20 protein-coding genes are annotated in these 17,860 nt (G+C 46.5%); 6 read left to right on the top strand and 14 right to left on the bottom strand.

Features of this window, described 5'->3' with window-relative positions:
* Positions 1-101 precede the first annotated feature (101 nt).
* The 9 genes from LFX25_RS02625 to LFX25_RS02585 form a co-directional block, all read right to left on the bottom strand.
* Positions 102-452: a DUF5615 family PIN-like protein gene (locus tag LFX25_RS02625; RefSeq protein ID WP_238728744.1), complete on the bottom strand. Its 351-nt coding sequence runs from the start codon at positions 450-452 to the stop codon at positions 102-104.
* The gene (locus LFX25_RS02620; protein WP_238728743.1) at positions 449-685 is read right to left on the bottom strand and encodes a DUF433 domain-containing protein; all 237 of its coding nucleotides are present in this window, start codon (positions 683-685) and stop codon (positions 449-451) included. The genes LFX25_RS02625 and LFX25_RS02620 overlap by 4 nt, the downstream gene beginning before the upstream one ends.
* A gap of 70 nt (positions 686-755) precedes the next feature.
* Complete coding sequence (locus LFX25_RS02615) at positions 756-1,955, bottom strand: AZOBR_p60025 family cell surface glycopolymer formation protein (RefSeq protein ID WP_238728742.1); 1,200 nt, start codon at positions 1,953-1,955, stop codon at positions 756-758.
* Positions 1,956-1,959: 4 nt separating this feature from the next.
* Positions 1,960-2,664 (bottom strand): glycosyltransferase, encoded by a 705-nt coding sequence (locus LFX25_RS02610; protein ID WP_238728741.1) that lies wholly within the window; start codon positions 2,662-2,664, stop codon positions 1,960-1,962.
* Positions 2,661-3,698: an NAD-dependent epimerase/dehydratase family protein gene (locus tag LFX25_RS02605; RefSeq protein ID WP_238728740.1), complete on the bottom strand. Its 1,038-nt coding sequence runs from the start codon at positions 3,696-3,698 to the stop codon at positions 2,661-2,663. The genes LFX25_RS02610 and LFX25_RS02605 overlap by 4 nt, the downstream gene beginning before the upstream one ends.
* Before the next feature lie 80 nt (positions 3,699-3,778).
* Entirely contained in the window at positions 3,779-5,236 is a 1,458-nt protein-coding gene (locus LFX25_RS02600; RefSeq protein WP_238728739.1) for a sugar phosphate nucleotidyltransferase, read from the bottom strand.
* Positions 5,237-5,379: 143 nt separating this feature from the next.
* On the bottom strand, positions 5,380-5,637 hold the full coding sequence (locus tag LFX25_RS02595) for a hypothetical protein (protein ID WP_118957925.1): 258 nt from the start codon (positions 5,635-5,637) through the stop codon (positions 5,380-5,382).
* Positions 5,638-5,968: 331 nt separating this feature from the next.
* Positions 5,969-6,985, bottom strand: coding sequence for an endolytic transglycosylase MltG (gene mltG / locus LFX25_RS02590; RefSeq protein ID WP_238728738.1), 1,017 nt, complete (start codon positions 6,983-6,985; stop codon positions 5,969-5,971).
* A gap of 90 nt (positions 6,986-7,075) precedes the next feature.
* Entirely contained in the window at positions 7,076-7,639 is a 564-nt protein-coding gene (locus LFX25_RS02585; RefSeq protein WP_238728737.1) for a phosphoribosyl-AMP cyclohydrolase, read from the bottom strand.
* 295 nt (positions 7,640-7,934) lie between these two features.
* Between LFX25_RS02585 and LFX25_RS02580 the strand changes: the two genes are divergently transcribed.
* On the top strand, positions 7,935-8,780 hold the full coding sequence (locus LFX25_RS02580; protein ID WP_238728736.1) for a bile acid:sodium symporter family protein: 846 nt from the start codon (positions 7,935-7,937) through the stop codon (positions 8,778-8,780).
* A gap of 131 nt (positions 8,781-8,911) precedes the next feature.
* Here the strand turns inward: LFX25_RS02580 and LFX25_RS02575 are convergent, their stop codons facing one another.
* A complete protein-coding gene (locus LFX25_RS02575) occupies positions 8,912-9,265 on the bottom strand; it encodes a single-stranded DNA-binding protein (protein WP_118957905.1) in 354 nt (117 codons plus the stop codon).
* A 350-nt stretch (positions 9,266-9,615) separates the two neighbouring features.
* Here LFX25_RS02575 and LFX25_RS02570 point away from each other — a divergent pair, with 350 nt between their 5' ends.
* Entirely contained in the window at positions 9,616-9,807 is a 192-nt protein-coding gene (locus LFX25_RS02570; RefSeq protein ID WP_238731479.1) for a type II toxin-antitoxin system VapB family antitoxin, read from the top strand.
* On the top strand, positions 9,804-10,190 hold the full coding sequence (locus tag LFX25_RS02565; RefSeq protein ID WP_238728735.1) for a PIN domain-containing protein: 387 nt from the start codon (positions 9,804-9,806) through the stop codon (positions 10,188-10,190). Before LFX25_RS02570 ends, LFX25_RS02565 begins: the two co-directional genes overlap by 4 nt.
* 80 nt (positions 10,191-10,270) lie before the next feature.
* On the opposite strand, the gene LFX25_RS02560 is transcribed toward LFX25_RS02565, so the two are convergent.
* The 4 genes from LFX25_RS02560 to LFX25_RS02545 form a co-directional block, all read right to left on the bottom strand.
* On the bottom strand, positions 10,271-10,996 hold the full coding sequence (locus tag LFX25_RS02560) for an SCO family protein (protein ID WP_238728734.1): 726 nt from the start codon (positions 10,994-10,996) through the stop codon (positions 10,271-10,273).
* Positions 10,997-11,038: 42 nt separating this feature from the next.
* Complete coding sequence (locus LFX25_RS02555) at positions 11,039-11,599, bottom strand: toxin-antitoxin system YwqK family antitoxin (RefSeq protein WP_238728733.1); 561 nt, start codon at positions 11,597-11,599, stop codon at positions 11,039-11,041.
* Entirely contained in the window at positions 11,586-12,482 is an 897-nt protein-coding gene (locus tag LFX25_RS02550; RefSeq protein ID WP_238728732.1) for a YHYH protein, read from the bottom strand. The genes LFX25_RS02555 and LFX25_RS02550 overlap by 14 nt, the downstream gene beginning before the upstream one ends.
* Before the next feature lie 102 nt (positions 12,483-12,584).
* Positions 12,585-13,721 (bottom strand): helix-turn-helix domain-containing protein, encoded by a 1,137-nt coding sequence (locus tag LFX25_RS02545; protein ID WP_238728731.1) that lies wholly within the window; start codon positions 13,719-13,721, stop codon positions 12,585-12,587.
* Between the two features lie 147 nt (positions 13,722-13,868).
* Between LFX25_RS02545 and LFX25_RS02540 the strand changes: the two genes are divergently transcribed.
* From LFX25_RS02540 to LFX25_RS02530, 3 genes are read left to right on the top strand one after another with little or no spacing between them, the layout of a single operon-like run.
* A complete protein-coding gene (locus LFX25_RS02540; protein WP_238728730.1) occupies positions 13,869-14,597 on the top strand; it encodes an ABC transporter ATP-binding protein in 729 nt (242 codons plus the stop codon).
* A gap of 29 nt (positions 14,598-14,626) precedes the next feature.
* Positions 14,627-16,933 carry an ABC transporter permease gene (locus LFX25_RS02535; RefSeq protein WP_238728729.1) on the top strand — a complete coding sequence of 769 codons (2,307 nt, stop codon included), beginning with the start codon at positions 14,627-14,629 and terminating at the stop codon, positions 16,931-16,933.
* Between the two features lie 2 nt (positions 16,934-16,935).
* A complete protein-coding gene (locus LFX25_RS02530) occupies positions 16,936-17,808 on the top strand; it encodes an efflux RND transporter periplasmic adaptor subunit (protein ID WP_238728728.1) in 873 nt (290 codons plus the stop codon).
* Positions 17,809-17,860 lie beyond the last annotated feature (52 nt).

The following is a 17,860-nucleotide window of genomic DNA, read 5'->3' as shown; positions in this document are numbered from 1 at the left end:
GAACGTTCCTAAGCTGTGAGAAGAGAACGTATTTAGAAAATGACTGAATCGAAAAGATTATGTCTGGAAATCCGCGGCAAAAGAAGGTGAAGCCAATTCCTTTAATGAACGATCAACCCTTCGTTGGAAAGCTCCAGCCAGTGACTATTTTCAAACTCGATTAGAATCGTATTCATCAATTGGTCAAAAAGAAGAATCAATTCCTTATTCCGAATATTTCCGGTTGTAACGGAGAGGAGTTTTCTCGGTTCGTTTCTTAAAAGATAAGAATCTAAAAAATCGGAATCCTTCGTGATCAGGATTAAGTTTCGTTCATTGCAAAAGGCGGAGATTTTGGAATCCGGAGTTCTTTCCTTTTTCGGAAGATCTTCCGTATGCCATACTTCTATATCGCGATCTTTGAGATATTGAACGAGACTCGGTGGAAGTTGAGCATCGACGAAGAACTTCATGCAGAAGCTTTATAAATCGATTTTATCCTTACCAAGTTGGAAGCGTATTCCAGACAAGCGAGAATATCTTCTCTTTCCAAAGCCGGATAATCTTCTCTAATTTCGTCTTCGCTCATTCCGGAGGAAAGCAGATCCAAAATTAATTCTACGGTGTATCTCTGATTCCGAATCGTCGGCTTACCGTGACAAACGTCCGGATTCAAAGTGATACGACTGAGCAATGGATGGTTCACAACAAGAATATGAACCGTTCTAATCCGATGTCAAATATTTATCGGACATTATAATGTGTTCGGATCGATCTCAACGCACCACGTAATCCTGAACCTTATACAAAACCGTTAGCCTCGCCAAAATCAGAACCAAATTGATCAGGAACAAGAACACGAACGGACGATCGATGATGTCGTCGTCTTCGGCTTTGATAAAAAGATACAAAGGAATCGCGAACGTAAAAAGACGGATCGTATTGATGTATTCGGACCAGAAATGGTAGTGGTTCGCGATCGCGATCATCAAAACCACCAGAGAAAAACCGACCTTGTAAAACGTCGCCTTCCTCCAAGTGCCCGTAAACGGAATCAGAAACATCGTCAAAAACTGAAGCACGAGAGGAAACTTGGAAAAAGAACGAATGATCGGCTTAAGTCCTCCGCCGCTTGAAAAACTCGCTCCCAACTCCATTAGATATTTATAAATTCCTTCGAAAGGAATCATGAAGACCGCGAGTCTTGTAGGCGTCCAATTCGGCAGCGTATATTTGAGATAGATTTGCCAGAGAAACGGAACCAACAGCGTAGAGCCCACGATCAACATTTTTTTTACGTCTTTTCCGGATAGGGCCGCAAGCCCCAACGAGAAAAGATAAAACAGCGCGGGTTCTTTGGTGAGCAAGGCCAAACCGGAAAGAAGATAAAACGGAACGTAGTTTTCCTTTTCGTAAAAGTAAATCGCGAGAACGATCAAGGAAACCATGATCGTGTCGCTCACGAGAACCGAATAACTCGCCAGCGTAAACGGAGAAATCAGATACAAGATCGCCCAATGCGATTTGTCCTTCAGAAGAATTCTCAACGCGAGATAGGAAAGATACAATAAGGAAAGGCTGAGGATATACATCCCCGCGATGTTGCCCCATTTCCCGAAAACTCCCCAAACGGAAATGAGCAAAGGATAACCGATGCGGGGTGCTCGGTAAGTCGGATCAAAACCTTCCGGCCACTGAAAGCTGAGATTGGAAATCGATCTGGAATAATAATAAAAGATCTGACCGTCGTATCCGGCTCCGAGATCTCCTTCCTTACCTTTAAAAGCGATCACTCCGCGCGGCGATTCCGCTTCGTTCTTTTTGATGAATTCTTCTCCGAAGTTTACCATCGAAGAAGGATTCCATTCGTAACGGGACCAAAGAGCCAGAGTCACAAAGCCGTACAACGAAACGAGTACGATCAATCCCTTGACGGGAGAATCGAGTTTGCGGAAGAAAGATTCAAGTTTTTGCATATTCTTAACCGATCGGATTGAGTTTTCTGCGAAGAAGTTTGAGCGCGAACGAGATCGCCTGTTTTAAGACCCTGCGATTGAAGGAAGAATTGGAAAATACGTAATGAATTCCGACTTCCCGGATCGTGCCTTGATTTTTTGCGACGATGGATAAGGCTTCCATGTGAAAGTCGAATGCGACCGATTCTAGCTTGGACTGTGCTATCCAAGTAAAGGCACGTTTGGAATATTTCCGATAACCGGACGTGCAGTCCCTCAGACGATAACCAAAGATATCGAAAAGACCGGGAGAAATGCAGTAATTCATCACTTTCGCAGCGAGAAAGGAGATTACTTTTCTGTAAAACGGAACTCCGTTCGAAGTCACCCGGCTTCCGATCACGAGATCCGCATCCGTGTTGAAAAACTCGGGAAGTTTATCCGGATCGTGCGAAAGTCCCGCATCCATCGTCACGACGGAATCGTATTTTTTTTCGACGGCGAACTTCATTCCGTCCTGAATGCCGCCGGGTATGTGAGTGTTCTTTTCGTGACGGATCGTAAACAACTTCTTCGGATGTTTTTTGATCAACGCCTTTAGAATCTCCGGAGTTTTGTCCTTGGACGCGTCGTCGACGACGATCACGTCCGAATATTTCAAGGCTCGTTCGACGACTTCTCGAATCGTTTCTTCTTCGTTGTAAGCCGGGATAACGACCAGATTCTTCATTTTTTAACTTCGAATACGGACTTATCGGCTTCGATCCAGCGAATCAAACGTTCCACGCCTTCTTTCGGCTTGAACTTAGGATTGAATCCGAACTTCTTCGCTTTGGTAATGTCGCAGATAAAGTAACGCATATCTCCCGGTCTTTCCACGTCGAATTGAATCTCCTGTTTTTTGCCGAGAATGTCTCCGATCATATGAATACATTCTAATAAAGAAATCTTATGATCCGGTCCGCCGCCGATGTTAAAAACTCCAGGAGTCGGATTTTCGAACCAACGCAGATAACTTTCCGCTCCGTCCGCCGCGTAAAGAATATCGCGCGCCTGTTTGCCGGTTCCGAAAATTCTCAGAGGCCAACCGAATACGGAACGAATCGCGAAGTTCGCGACCCAACCGTGATCCTCTCCGCCGAACTGACGCTCTCCGTAAATTCCGGTAAAACGGAAAGAAGCGGCCTTGATCTTATACATGTCGACATACGTTCTCACGTAGTGTTCCGCACTCATCTTGGAAGCGTGAAGAGGAGAAATTTCCCCGACCATCACGGGTTGATCCTCTCCGATCGCAACCGGAGTTCTTTCGTAGGAAGTCGCTCCTTCTTTGAGAGTATCGTTGATCGAGTTTCCGTAAACGTGGATGGAACTCGTGTTTACGACGGGAATATTTCTTTTGCGGGCGACTTCGAGAACGTTAAATGTCCCGACAACGTTAGTCGTCATGTCCAATTCCGGATCTTCCCAAGAAATCGTCATCGCGGGTTGAGCGGCGGTATGAACGATAAAGTCGCAGCCTGTGGTACGATCCATTAGGTGTTCGAGGTTGCGGATATCACCCTTAACCATCGTGACTCCGATTCCCTGCAAATAATTCCAGTTGTATTCTCTCGTGGCTTCGGTGCCGTAACCGGTTCTTTTCAGTTCGTATTTGGTCATGCTATCGTAGCTGATCACGTCCCAACCTTGTTTGCGGAACAATTCGCAGACGTGAGATCCCAAAAATCCGCATCCGCCGGTCACTAAAACTTTCTTTGCCATAAATATCCCTTTTCTATATTCTAAAATTACAATATTCTAAATCGAATTTTTGTTCGATCTTTCGGTTCCGTTCGGTTTCTTCAGCTTCCAAGCCATTTCTTCTTAAACATAAGCCTAACGATGGAAAAGAATTCGCGGGCCATGTTCTTTTTCACGGATTCGATCGGACGATAATACGAAATCGGAATTTCGATACAGCGCATATATGAACGCACCGTTTCCATCATGAGTTCGGGAATGATTCTCTGGTCCTTCATTTCGAGATCCGGTTCGATCTTCGCATACGAATCCTTCCAAATCGCGAAGTAAGAACACATCGCGTCCGTAAAACGAGGTTCCATTCCCCACCAGAAAACCTCGATGAGTTTACCGAGGATAAGATTGATTACACGCACTCCCGGAAGAAGGTTGGAGCCTTGTTCGATCATCTGACGGGTCGTTCTTGTTCCGATAACCATATCCGAATCCTTGAGGTATTCCAAAAGTTTCGGATAATCCTTGGACCTGTACGATCCGTCCGGCGTCACTACGATCGCGATGTCCCCGGATGCGGCGTTGATTCCCCGGCGAATCTGATTCCCGAACAGGTCCGCGTTCTTTTCGAACTCATTCTCCGGTTCATAAGAAATCACTTTCGCTTTTTCTTTTTTAGAAATTTCTAATGTTTTATCCGTGGAACCTGCGTCTACGACGAGAATCTCGTCGACCTTGCCTTTGAAGTCCACGATCACGTCCGCGATGGAACGTTCGTTGTTTTTCGTGGGAACGATCAATGTCGTTTTAAAACGGGCGAATTCCTCGTTTCGAATTTCGTAAACCGCGTGATGATAATCCTGCATCGAATTGATGTTGAAGTATTCCACGTCGAGGGTCGTAGCGTAAACTTTTCCGCTGTCCTTTGCCATCCGATCGATGACGTCCGTGATCTCGATCACTCCGCTCTTTGCGGAAGGAGGGGTCGTTTTAAAATATTCGAAGAACGCGGGAGTAAAAAGATAACTTCCCAAACCGAGAAGATCGTTCGGAGGATCGGAGGGTTTTTCCACGAGTTCTAGAATCCGATCCCCTTTGAGTTCCACGGAATAATTCTTCCGGATTCTAGAGAGAAGAGAAGTTTTTTGAACTCCGATGGAAGCGATGAGTTTCGGATATTTCCGAAACGTGTCCGTAAACTTCTTGTGATCGGGATGAAAGTAAAACTCGTCTCCGAGGATCGTGATAAACGGAGAACGGATCTGCGGTTCCAAACTCGCGATATCGCTCGCAAGGCCTCTCGTAGTCCAAGGAGAAGGAATGATTTCGATGTTGCGGTATTTGTTTTGGATCTTTTGGATTTCGGCGATCACCATCTCTTTCAGGTGACCGACCAGGACGTAGATTTTTTTGACCTTGAACGTGTTCTGCATCAGCTCAACGTTTCGTTCGAGAATGGTTTTCCCCTGAAACTCGAACAAGGGTTTGGGAATGTAAGTTGTCCGAGGATAGGCTCGGGTCCCCTTGCCCGCCGCAGCGATTACACCGACTTCAATCTTTTCCACTGGAGATAGGCTATTTTTACCGCCCTGGGGTGTCAAAAAGGATTTGGAGACAAGACTTCCGCGAAATCAGTCGCGTTGGAAAGGGAGAATCGAGTTTTTTTCGCCGGAAAGCGGATGGTTTCGAATGCGCGGAAGCGCTTTTCTTACGAAGCTTGATTGCGAACCAAAGAGGAGCGGATTCGTAAGAGGTTGTTTTTGATCCTTCTTTTTTGATCCTCGGTCAGAAAGATTTCTTTTCGTTCCGCTCTTTGAATGACCAGGTCGGCTTTGGTCACGAATTCGATCGCCGCTTCGTCCAGGGATTCGCGGTTTTTCTGTTTTTCACGAAATACGTTCAGAGCTTTCTGAACTTCGATCAGTTCTTGTGTTACGTTTTTGATTTCCAGGTCGCGAGTTTTCATACGATAGCTTTCGATCCAAGAACGGTCCCAAAAAACTTCGTTTCCGAATCGGCTTGGACCTTCTTTTCTTTATTCGACAATATCTTTCCTTTTCTGTACAGAAGAATTTTTACGCGGACCGGGCCTTTTTGCGCTAGAGATGTGGAGCGTGCAACGCAGTCGGCGAAAGCCGACCGAAGGCGAAGCCGGAGCGCGGAACAAGCTCGGCCTGCGATTTTTTGAATACGATCCTCGTCGATCGATCGGATCGAGCAGGAGCGCCCGAATCAACTCCGAACGCGCCCGCCTTCTATAAACGATGTCGTTTTAGCAAAACGCGGCTTTTATTTTTTTAGTCGTAAAGAACGTCGATGTATTTCTTCTTCGCTTCCAAGTGTTCTTTGAGTGTTTTTGCGAAGTAGTGATATCCGTCCCCTTTCAAGAGGAAGAATAGATATTCCGATTCTTTCGGATAAAAGGCCGCTTCAAGAGCCGGATATCCGGGATTGGAAATCGGTCCCGGCGGAAATCCCTTGTTCAAATACGTGTTATACGGAGAAACGATCTTCAGATCCTTTTCGAATATCCGGCTGTGCGGTTTGTCAAAAAGATATTGAATCGTCGCGCAGGATTCCAAAGGCATATCCCGTTTGAGACGGTTGTTGAATACGCCCGCCATCAAAGGACGTTCCTCGTTTCGTTTGGCTTCGCGTTCTACGACCGACGCCAATATTACGAATTTATGAAGTTCTGCCGGAGATAGATTTTTCGCTTTTTCGATTTTCGCGATCCGAACGTAAAAACGTTTCAACATCATCCGCACGATTTTATCCACCGGATAATTGATCGGAATGCTGTATGTCTCGGGAAACAAATATCCTTCCGCGGAAGTCGCGGGAATTTTAAACTCTCTCAGGAGTTCGGGTTCGCTCGCTGCGAGTAGAAAATCCTGACGTTTGGATATGATCTTTTTGGAGGTAAGAAGATCTCCGATTTGACGGTTGTTGTAACCTTCCGGAATGGTAAAGTGAACGAGTTTGACCCGGCCTTCCGTGATGACCTGAAGAATCTTTCTCGAATCCATTCCGTCGTTGATTTCGTAAAGTCCCTGTTTGATCTTTCCCGCGCTTCTCGTAAAACGAACCAGGTAGAGAAAGTATTTGGAAGACTTGATCATCCCGTGTGTGGACAACGTTTCCACGATCTTGCCCGGAGTGTCGCCCGATTCGATCAAAAGATCGATCTTGGTTTGACCCGCACCGACCGCTCCTCCTTTGAGTTCGTCTACGATGAAGAAGGCGGTGATCGCGATCAGCAAAAGAGCCGCGACCGTTAATCCGGAGTATATCAAAAATTTCTTTAGATTCATAAGCGCGCGTTTTTCCTGAAAATGTTGGAACTCCTTCTTCTTTTTATCCTTCGGCGAATTTTCGAATCGGTCCAGGGTCAGATTGCAATTTCAGCTCTTTTCTGGAAGAAAATTTCGAGGGACCGGAAGCGGTTTCCATTCTCCGTTCGGCGTTCTTTCTCGAAAAAAACAACTGTAATATCCTTCGTGGCAGGCCGCCACTTCCTGTTCCACTTGATAGACCAAAAAAGAACGGTCGGACGGCGTTAGAATCCGAAGAATTTTCTGCGTATGTCCCGAAGTATCCCCTTTTTTCCAGAGTTGATTTCTAGATCGGCTGAAATAGTGCGCGTAACCGGTATCGATCGTAAGAGTTTGACTTTCTTCGTTTCCGAACGCCTGCATGAGAATCTTACCTTGCGGATCGATCGCGACCACGGGGATCATTTCGTTTTTAGGGAGAAACAGGGGTTCCCGTACGGTTTCAAACGACAACGGCGAGAAGTTTGTATGAAGAAATAAGACCGTGTCCTCGTCGCAATCGACTTCTTCGCGAAATCCTTGCGGCAGGGAATTTCGATAGTGCGGTAATTCTTCCTCGGGAATTCGAGTCAGAAAGGAAATGGAACGGGTCGGCTCTTGGACTTGTAAGACTGTGATTTTACGGGAACTCATAACGTGAATTGAACTGTGGGAACTCCTTCGCTTCGGTAAGAAGTTAATTTTTTGGAAAGTGTGGGAACTCTTACAACCAAGATTTTTGAAATTCGAATTGAGTCCATAGGAAAGCACGTACAGGTGATTTGTCGGAACAACTTGTGTTGGAACTCCTTCATTTTCCGGATCTTTCGGCGAAATCCCATCTTCTTCCCCTGTAGGATCTCCTACTTTCTTGGACTCTTCGGTTCATAAACGGAACCCTTATCTTTGATTGCAATTTTACGAAATCGGGGAAAATTGCAAAAGAATTATGTTGGAAGCCGCTTTGATGGTATTGGCCTTATCTTCGATGAGTTCCCTCGGTTTGGAATTGATTCCAGCCCAACTCGATTCGATCCGTAAAACCGCTCTGACGGGGCTCGGGGTTTGTATATTGAATCTCGTTACTCTGCCGATTCTCGCGTTTCTTCTTTGCAGAATGTTCGAACTTTCTCCCGCGATCAGCTTGGGAATTTTTCTCTGCGCTTGTTCGGGCGGAGGAGCCTCGGCCGGACTTTTTATCTTAAAAGCGAAAGGCGCTCCCGCGACCGGAGCCGTTCTGTTGAGCCTTTTGAATTTCACGAGCCTATTTTCCGCGCCGATTCTAATCACCTTGTATGGCGGAAATTCGTTTTCGGAAATAGGACAAACCTTTTCGGTTCTTCCGAAACTTCTTTCGATCGGACTCGTATTTTTCGGAATTCCGTTAGGATTGGGAATCTGGACTCGAAGGACTAACGAACCTTTGTCGTTGCGCATTCTTCCTATTTTGGTAAGAATCAGCAACGTCTCGCTCGCATTCTCGATTCTTTATTTAGGAATCAAATACGGAAAAGAAATTCTAGAATTCGGAGTTTTAATCTGGATCGTCCTGTTTCTTTTAATCGTCGTTTCGTTTACGAGCGGGATTTATCTTTTCCGCGAAAAAGCGGACGATCGAAGAAGCATCGGAATCGTAAGCGGAATCCGCAATCTTTCTCTCGCGTTGCTGCTCGCGCAGGAACAATCCGGCGATCCCAAGGTTTTGATTACGATTCTACTTTACGGATTGATTATGTATTTGGTCGCATTCCCCGCTTCTTTTTTATGGAGAAGATGGAAGAACGTTACGCTCTGATTTTACGGAAAATTTAATTCGGATTTTGTCTCAGAATCGCAAAGATCGTTGGCGAAACGTTTCGTTCTTCCGAAATCGAAACGGCGACGAGCGCCTTTGAGACGCCCGTCGACCATTCTTCTAACGCAGATTTACGCCGCTTCCCTTTCTTTCCTTCCCGGCAAGCCGTCGAAACGAACCGTATGACCGATCACTTTCAACTTGCTCCGATTGCTTCCGTCTTGAGCCTTCCATCGATCTTGACGCAATTCGCCGATCACAGTCGCCTTCTTTCCCTTTTTGAGATACTCGTTCGCATTGACCGCTTGTCTCTCCCACAACTCGATTTCCACATACGAAACCTCGCCCGGTTCTTCGGGAGTGGACTTATAATCGTGATTGACCGCAAGTGTAAACGTCGCTACGTTCTTGCCGCTGTTTAAGGTTTTGAGTTCCGGATCGGCCGTGAGATTTCCGTCCAGAATGATATGCGCTAAATTTTTCATACGATGCTCCTGTATGCGAGGAAGAATTCTCCCTCGCTCGGAGCGGTTCCGCGCGTGCAAAGTCGAGCGCGTAAATTCGAATTTTTTTTACGGAGAACGAACGAGAATTTAATTTTTTGTTCTGTGCGTTCGTTTAACGGCGGTTCGCAGCTCAACCCTGTTTTCCGCCGATTCGGCATTTCCTTAAGATCAAAACACGGACATCGACACAGAAGAATTTTTCCGATCGGATTCCCGCAACGTTTCCAGTTCGATCTTCAGCCGTTCCCGAGCCGACCTTTAGATACTCCCTCATCCGAAAAAAGAATCGGATTTGACAGTGCATATAAATCAAACATGCTATGCATACTATGAGAACGACCGTGGATATTCCAGAGGAATTGTTTTTAGAAGCGATGAGATTAACTCACTTAAAAACGAAAACAGACGTAATCAAGGAAGGACTCGCTTCTTTGATTCGGAGGGAAAAAGTGAAAAATCTTAAAAAATATAAGGGAGTCGTTAATTTAAGAATCAACCTAGACGAGATGCGGAAGCGGTGAGCAGAATTTTATTGGATTCATCCGTTTGGATCGATTATTTTCGGGACGCAAACTCGCCGATTTCGAGCAAAGTCGACGAATTGATCGACAATGAAAACGTTTACACGAACGACCTCATCTTAGCGGAATTGATTCCTTTTCTAAAAACGAAAAAACAATCGAAAATTGTCGCAGCTTTGGAAGTGATCGAACGTCTTACCTTAGAAATCGACTGGAAACAAATTATAGATTATCAAATTTCGAATCTTAAAAACGGAATCAATAAGGTAGGAATTCCCGATCTGATAATCGCTCAGAACGCGATTCAGAACAAGGCGATACTATTCACATTGGATAAACATTTCAAATTGATGAGTAAACATATTAAGTTGAAGGTATATTAAAAAGCGTTCATACTTTGCGTTCGTTTAACGGCGGTTCGCAACTCAACCCTGTTTTCCACCGATTCGGCATTTCCTTAAGATCAAAACCCGGACATCGACACGGAAGAATTTTTCCGATCGGATTCCCGCAACGTTTCCAGTTCGATCTTCAGCCGTTCCAAATCCCCGTATCCTTTCGCCCGGTAGATTCCTCTTAGATATTGCTTGCGGTCGAGGAGAAAGACGTTCTCGGTATGAACGAAATCGTTGAGGTCGTCCTTACCTTGAATGACTTTGACGTCCGCGCCGAATTCGTTTCTCGCAAGATTGTAGATCGTTTTTTGAGAACCCGTTAAAAAGGTCCAATTATTCTGAGTGATCCTGTATTGGCTTCGAAACTTCTTCAAAATCTCGACGTTATCGATCTCGGGATTGATCGAAATCGAAACGATCTGAACGTCCTTTTGATCCGCGATTTTAGGAACAAAGTTCATCATGTTGCGCGTGATCATCGGACAAATTCCCTTGCACTTCGCGTAAAAGAAAACGACCAACGTGTATTTGTCCCTCAAATCGCGGTTGTTGAATTCCTTGTTCTCGTGCGAAACGAGCGAAATCTCGGGCACTTTTTTGAGATCTTCGGGAAGTTTTCCGTCCGCTTCCGGCCAAAAAGGATCCATCACGGCGCCTTTGAAATACGGAAGAATGCCCGCCTTCGGCGAGGAAGAATACGTCAACTCGGGATTAAACGTTTCCTTATCGCCTCTGCAAGCGGCCGTAAATAAAATGAGTAAAATAGAATATACGAATATTTGAATTTTTTTCATGGTTTTATACCGCGTAAGCCGCGTCGATCCGACAAGAATTCTTCAATTCGCTTTTTTGATGGGCTCGCAAATCTTGCTTCCGGGAAGTCCCAGGGAACTTCCGTCGGCGGCGATCACGGTGTTCATGTAAATTTGTCCGTTTCGATTCCACTTTTTCACCACGATCAGTTTTCCATTCTCGTCGAACTTTTCGTAAAGGGAAGGTTTTCCGTTTTCATACCATTCCCAACGGTCGTTTACGTATTTTCCGGAACGAAATTCCGAGTAAAAGCGGTTGTTCCCGTTCGGATACCAGGCTCGGTGAACTCCTTCCTTCAATCCTTCGCGAAAGAATCTCCGTTCCAGCACGCGGCCGTCCTTGTTGACGGAAAGAAATTCTCCGTCCTCCAATCCGTCCTTATAACGCGCGGTCTGGGTTTCGCCTAACGCGGAAACGTCCGTTCTCAGGATTCCGGTAAAGAGGTTTCGTTTGTAATAGAGTTTGTCCTTAAAGAAGACGAGATTGGAATCGGTGTGTTCCACCGTATCGCCTCCTTGACAGCCAATCCAAAAAAAGGCCGTCAAGAAAACGAGTGAGAGAAAAAAAGGTTTAGTTCGAAACACTTCCGATGACACCGTAAAAATAAGAACCCATGAGAGTCTTGATCGTTGCGGTCGCGTCCATTACGTAGTGATAGTGATAGGTTGCGGTCGGAAAGTGAACCGTTGCTCTAGTGTGACCGTGCAAAGAATCTAAATCTCCAGGAACAAAATCATCTCCCGTTGCGGCGGTTCCGTTATCGCATTTTTCACCGTAAACCGCATAACCGTCCAGGATGATTCCGATCAGGTTCGCGTCGTTGTTGCTGATTTTCGTAACGGCAGCGTGATGGTGATAGACCCCTTGGTTTTGCGGGTGACCTCCGAAGTTGTCAAACGTCATCGCTTCCACCGCGAGAGTATCGGGAGGAGCCGCTGCGTTGTTGAAGATGGCAAGACCGTTCACCGTGATTCCGATGGAAACGAGACCGCCTTGTGTGCTCACCGTTCCCGTTCCTTTCGCAGGAGTGGAAGGAATCAAATAAACCAGCCGTTGGCTGGAAATCGAGTTGGTTCCCGCGGGAGAATTTCCGCCCGGAAGGGCTTCGAACAAAGGAGAAGTGCTTCCGTAATAATAACTTTTCGTATTCGGGACGTTCTGCGATTTGAAAATGTAGTTCGAACCGGAAACATACGCCGTAGAACATTTAAAGTTGTCTTTAATCCAAGAAGGAAGGGCCGTATCCATACAGGTAACGACACCCGTTACACAGCCCGAGGAAGAATCGATCGTAGCCGTTTGTTTGGAAACGCTTGTTCCCGTAGTCGCGAGACTTCCGTTACAAAATCCCGTAGCCGCGATCACGCCCAAGGTTGCGATCGTAAGATCATCGTTGCTGTTCGAATCCTTTTTGCAGACTACGAAAGAGGCCGTGATGAGTAAGATTAGAATCGTTTTTTGAATCATATTTTCTCCTTTATATCGAGCGCCCGTGCCGAATCAGGCACCCTTTTGCAATGGCACTCAAGTATATGCAAGTGGACGAAAATCGTCGACCGAACAAATCGGCTAAGACTCTTTTTTTTGCTTTTTTTCGGAAAGATACAAAGAAGGGGTCGTTCCCGTGATTCTTTTAAAGGACTGATTGAACGTGGATTTGGAATTGAAACCCGCATCAAAGGCTAGACTCAAAACCGCAATCTTTTCTTCCGGAGCGGAATCCACCAGACGAATGAATTCTTTCACCCGATATTCGTTCACGAAATTATAAAAATTCGTTTCCAAGACCTCGTTGAGGGCCTGCGTGATATGTGCTCTTGGAAACCGTAAACGATCCGCAAGTTGGTCGAGGGAGAATTCGCTGTCCAAATACGGCTTCTCCGAATCCATGTGCTGTTTGACCGCTTGAACATAATTCTTCAGTCGATCCGTTTCCAAACCGGAACGCTCGTATTTTCTTTTTTTAATTCCGTCGAACGCGCTCCCCTGACCTAAAAGCCAAGCGGAATGAAGAATGCTCTGTCGAACCCCGAACAAGGAAAAAAGAATCGTAAACGCAAGAATGTCGAAACCGCGGATCGGAGGCAGTACGGGCGGACGTTCTGGAGAATGAGAAATCTGACTCAGCACAAAACCCGCACCGTGATACAAAACGATCCCGACTACAAGGCCGATCATGACTTTCAACCAGCCGAATTGGAGGGATTCGAACAGGGGATTGCCGCTCTCCCTTTCCGCTTTTAAAATATAATAAAAACCGAATGTGCAGTAGGAAAGCAGGGAAAGAAACGTAACGATCCGCAAAGCCCATCCGTCCCGGCCGAAAAACAAATCGTAAAACGGTTCCGCAGCGGGAACGATTCTCAGAACGGAGAACAAAACGACGAACGTTAAATACGGAACAAAATGAATCCGATCGTTCTTACGAACTCCGATTCCCAAAATGTCCTTCAAATACAAAAAGAACAATGGGCCGAACAAAAGCTGCGGTATATGAAAAAAATCGAAATAGATTCTCCCGAAACTTCTCTTGAGAATATGAGCGACGTGAAGACAACTCAAAGCGATCAGAAAAAACACGAACCATCGATCGAACGAAAAACGATGACGTTTAAACCAAAGAACGAGAATGGAAAAGATCGTGATCGTGAAAGAAATTTCCGGAATCGGCAGACCGGGCGGCGGAGGCGGACCGTGAGGAGGCATAGTAAAAAATATTTCCTTCCGTAAAAAGTGTACGCGAAGTTCGCGGTACGTCCGGTAAACAATACGATTCCGATGACGTAAATCAAGTCTGAATCGGATAATTTTTGTTTTCCCTCGTTCAAAAAATCCGCAGAATGGTTTCCTGAAATGACGCGGAAAACCGGGAAAAAATCCGAAATCGTATTCGAAGCGCAGGGGATCGGAAAGATCTACAAAATGGGAGAAGTCGAAGTCCCCGCTCTTCACTCCGTAGACCTGGAACTCCGATCCGGAGAATTCGTCGTTCTACTCGGACCCTCCGGTTCCGGAAAATCCACCTTGCTCAACATTCTCGGAGGATTGGACACTCCGACTTCCGGCTTTGTCCGCTTTCGAAACAAGGACCTATTTTCTTCGGACGACGAAAGTCTCACTCTTTATCGCAGAAATCATATCGGATTCGTATTCCAATTTTATAATCTAATTCCGAGTTTGACCGCTCTGGAAAACGTTTCCCTCGTGACCGAACTCAGTTCCGATCCGATGCGTTCGGAAGAAGCGTTGGACTTGGTCGGCTTGCTCGAACGCAAGGATCACTTTCCGGCGCAATTATCGGGAGGAGAACAACAGAGAGTCGCGATCGCGAGAGCGATCGCAAAACGACCGGACGTTCTGCTTTGCGACGAACCTACGGGCGCGCTCGATTTCAAAACCGGAAGAATCGTATTGGACGCGATTTCGAAAGTCAACGCCGAACTCGGAACGACGACGGTGGTAATCACGCATAACGCGATCATCGCGGAAATGGCGGATCGAGTCGTCGAGATGAGGGACGGCTCCGTAACGTCTAACCGCAAAAATTCCCGTAAGAAAACATCGGGGGAATTGCACTGGTGAAAATGCTCGACCGAAAAGTCTTTCGGGAAATGAAAACGCTGAAGGCGCAAGGAATCACGATCGCCTTGGTCGTCGCGGCAGGCGTGGGAATTTTCATCTCATCCCGCAGCGCCTACGACTCGTTATACGAAGCTCGCGCAAAATTCTACGTATCCTCGTATTTTGCGCAGGGATTCGTCTCCCTCAAACGGGCGCCCGAATCGAAGTTGGAAGAATTGTCCAACGTTCCGGGAATCGGAGTCGTCCGCACCCGGATCGTGCAAGACGCAGTATTGGATATTCCCGGAGAAACTCTTCCCACCGCGGGAAGATTCGTATCGCTCACCGAAGGAATCAATCTTCCGTATCTCCGATCGGGAAGATTGCCGAAAGGAGACAACGAAGTTTTGTTAAGCGAAGCGTTCTCGATCGCAAACAAACTTACGCTCGGAAATCGAATCGTGGGAATTCTCCAAGGCGAACGGAGAATTCTTACCGTGGTCGGAATCGCGCTTTCCCCCGAATACGTTTATATCTTTCGGGGAACCAATCCCCTGCCCGACGACAAACATTTCGGAATTTTATGGATGGATCGCAAAGGAATGGAGAACGCCTTCGGAATGATAGGCGCTTTCAACGACGCGATCTTTACGTTCGCGCCCGGCGCACATAGAACTTCCGTCTTAAAAAGAATCGACCGGATCTTGGAACCGTATGGAGGATACGGTTCCTATGACAGAGACAAACTTCCTTCACACTCCTTTTTACGGGATGAGTTCAAACAACTCAAGACGATGGCGTATTTTCTACCCGCGATCTTTTTGGGAGTCGCCGCGTTTCTTCTTCATATCGTCGCCACGAGAATCATTTCCAAGGAAAGAGAACAGATCGCGACCCTCAAAGCATTAGGATATTCTGATATAGAAATCGCGCTTCACTATCTGAAGATCATCACTGTCATCAGCGGACTAGGTTCCGTTCTCGGGGTTATCATCGGAGTTTGGCTCGGCCAAGCGATGACCGATCTTTACTCGGAATACTATCGTTTTCCTCATTTGGACTTTCGTCTCAATCCTTCTCTCGGTTTGATCGGAATTTTGATCGGCGTTCTCGCGGGCGCCGCCGGAACGGCGTATTCTATCCTGCGAGTTTTACGTTTGGATCCGGCTCAGGCGATGCGGCCTCCCGTGCCTATGAATTTTAAAAAGAATTGGATCGAAACGTATATCGGTTCGCTTTCGGCTCAATCCAGGATGATTCTCAGAAATCTTACGAGAAGACCGACCCGAACGTTAGTCGCCATTCTCGGAGTTTCGACCTCGGTCATGATTATGGTTCTGGGAATGTTCTCCCGCGACGCGGTCAACGCGATGATCGAAATCCAATTCGATCTTTTACAAAGAGAATCGATCACGGTTTCCTTTTTAGGACCGGTGTCGCTTACGGCCGTGGACGATTTGAGAAAAGACAAAGCCGTGTTGACCGCGGAAGGATATAGAATGATCCCGATTCGAATCCGCATCGGACATCATTCCAAAGAACTCGCCTTGCAGGGAATTCCCAACGATGCAAAACTCAGAAGATTGGTCGGTAAAAAAAGAAACATACTGACACCGCCGACGTCGGGGATTTTTCTCAACTCGAACGTGGCCGACAAATTAGGAATCAAAACCGGCTCCAAAATCGAAATGGAAGTTTTGGAAGGGAACCGCAAAAAAATCTCCGTACGAGTGGACGGACTCGTGGAGGAACTCCTCGGACAAGGAGCTTACATGGAACTCGTTTCCGTCAATCGTCTGTTAGGCGAAGGAGATAACGTGAATCTCATCGCCCTCCGGACCGACACAAAGGAAGAATCCAGGCTCTTAGCGGAATTAAAGGACGTGCCGAAAATTTCGGGAGTTTCCACAAAAGAGGGAACGCTCAAGGTCTTTTCAGATACGATGTCCCGAAGTACTCTTGCGACGACCACGATCCTTTTCGTCTTTGCGGCCGTGATTTCGATCGGAGTCGTTTACAACACCGCGATGATCTCCTTATCCGAACGCGTATTTGAATTGGGAAGTCTGCGTATTCTCGGATTTACGAAAGAGGAAGTTTTTCAAATCCTTGCGGGGGAATTGGGCTTCGAAATCATAGCTTCCCTTCCGGTGGGATGTCTGCTCGGTTATTTCTGCGCGTATCTTTTAATGAACACGGTCGAAACGGAAGGATTTAAGATTCCGTTGATCATATCGTATCGAACTTACGTAATGTCGATTTTCACGACACTCGGGACCGCGGCCTTGAGTTATTTTATTCTATACAGAAAAATCAAAAATATGGATCTTCTTTCCGTATTGAAGATTCGGGAATGATAATGGATCGAAAAGAAATATTCAAACGGATTCTCTCCGATAAAAAATTTAGGATCGGCGCCGTTGTGTTGGTCGTGCTCGCGTTCGTTTGGTTTTTACTCCGGCCCAAACCCGTGGTTTCGGAAACGGCGAAGATCGTCAAAGGAACGTATCAACAGATCGTAGAGGAAGAAGGAATCACGAGAGTTCGGGAAAAATTCACGATCTATTCTCCCGTAAGCGGCGTATTAAAACGAATTCACAAACACGCGGGGGAATCCGTAAAAAAGGGAGAACTTCTCGCGGTCGTGAAATGGGATATGGATCGTTCCGTCGCATCGCCTATCAACGGTAAGGTGCTGAAGATTCTTCGGGAAAGCGAAGGCCCGATCGAAATGGGAACTCCGATCTTGGAAGTGGGCGACACGAACCGGCTTGAAATCGCGGTCGAAGTATTAACGCAGGAAGCGGTTCACCTTCATCCGGGAAACCCCGTGGAAATCGAAGGATGGGGCGGGGAAAAACTCGAAGGCAAGTTGAAACTCGTGGAACCCGCCGCGTTCACAAAAGTTTCCTCATTGGGAGTGGAAGAACAAAGAGTCCGCGCGATCGTAGACTTCGCTCCTCCGCCGGAAATGGGAGAAGGTTTTCAAGTTCGCTGTAAAATCGTAAGCGAGAAAAAGGAGAACCGAATCATCGCACCGACCGCCGCTTTGTTCCGCGAAGGCGAAGATTGGTATGTATTCCGAGTTCTAAAGAATAAAGCTAAGAAGACCAAGGTCAAGATGGAAGCGAGAAGCGGAGACAACGCGTTGATCGCAGACGGATTGAACGAAGGAGACGAGGTGATTTTATTTCCGGGAGAAGGAATTCAGGAAGGTTCCAAAATCCGATAAAGAGCCGAAGCCGTTTCATAAAATAAAAAAGCGGTCCACAAAGGACCGCTTT

The sequence above is a fragment of the Leptospira sanjuanensis genome (assembly GCF_022267325.1).
Lineage (GTDB): Bacteria > Spirochaetota > Leptospiria > Leptospirales > Leptospiraceae > Leptospira > Leptospira sanjuanensis.
Note: the sequence above shows the minus strand (reverse complement) of the source record. Positions and strands in the feature narration are given on the sequence as shown.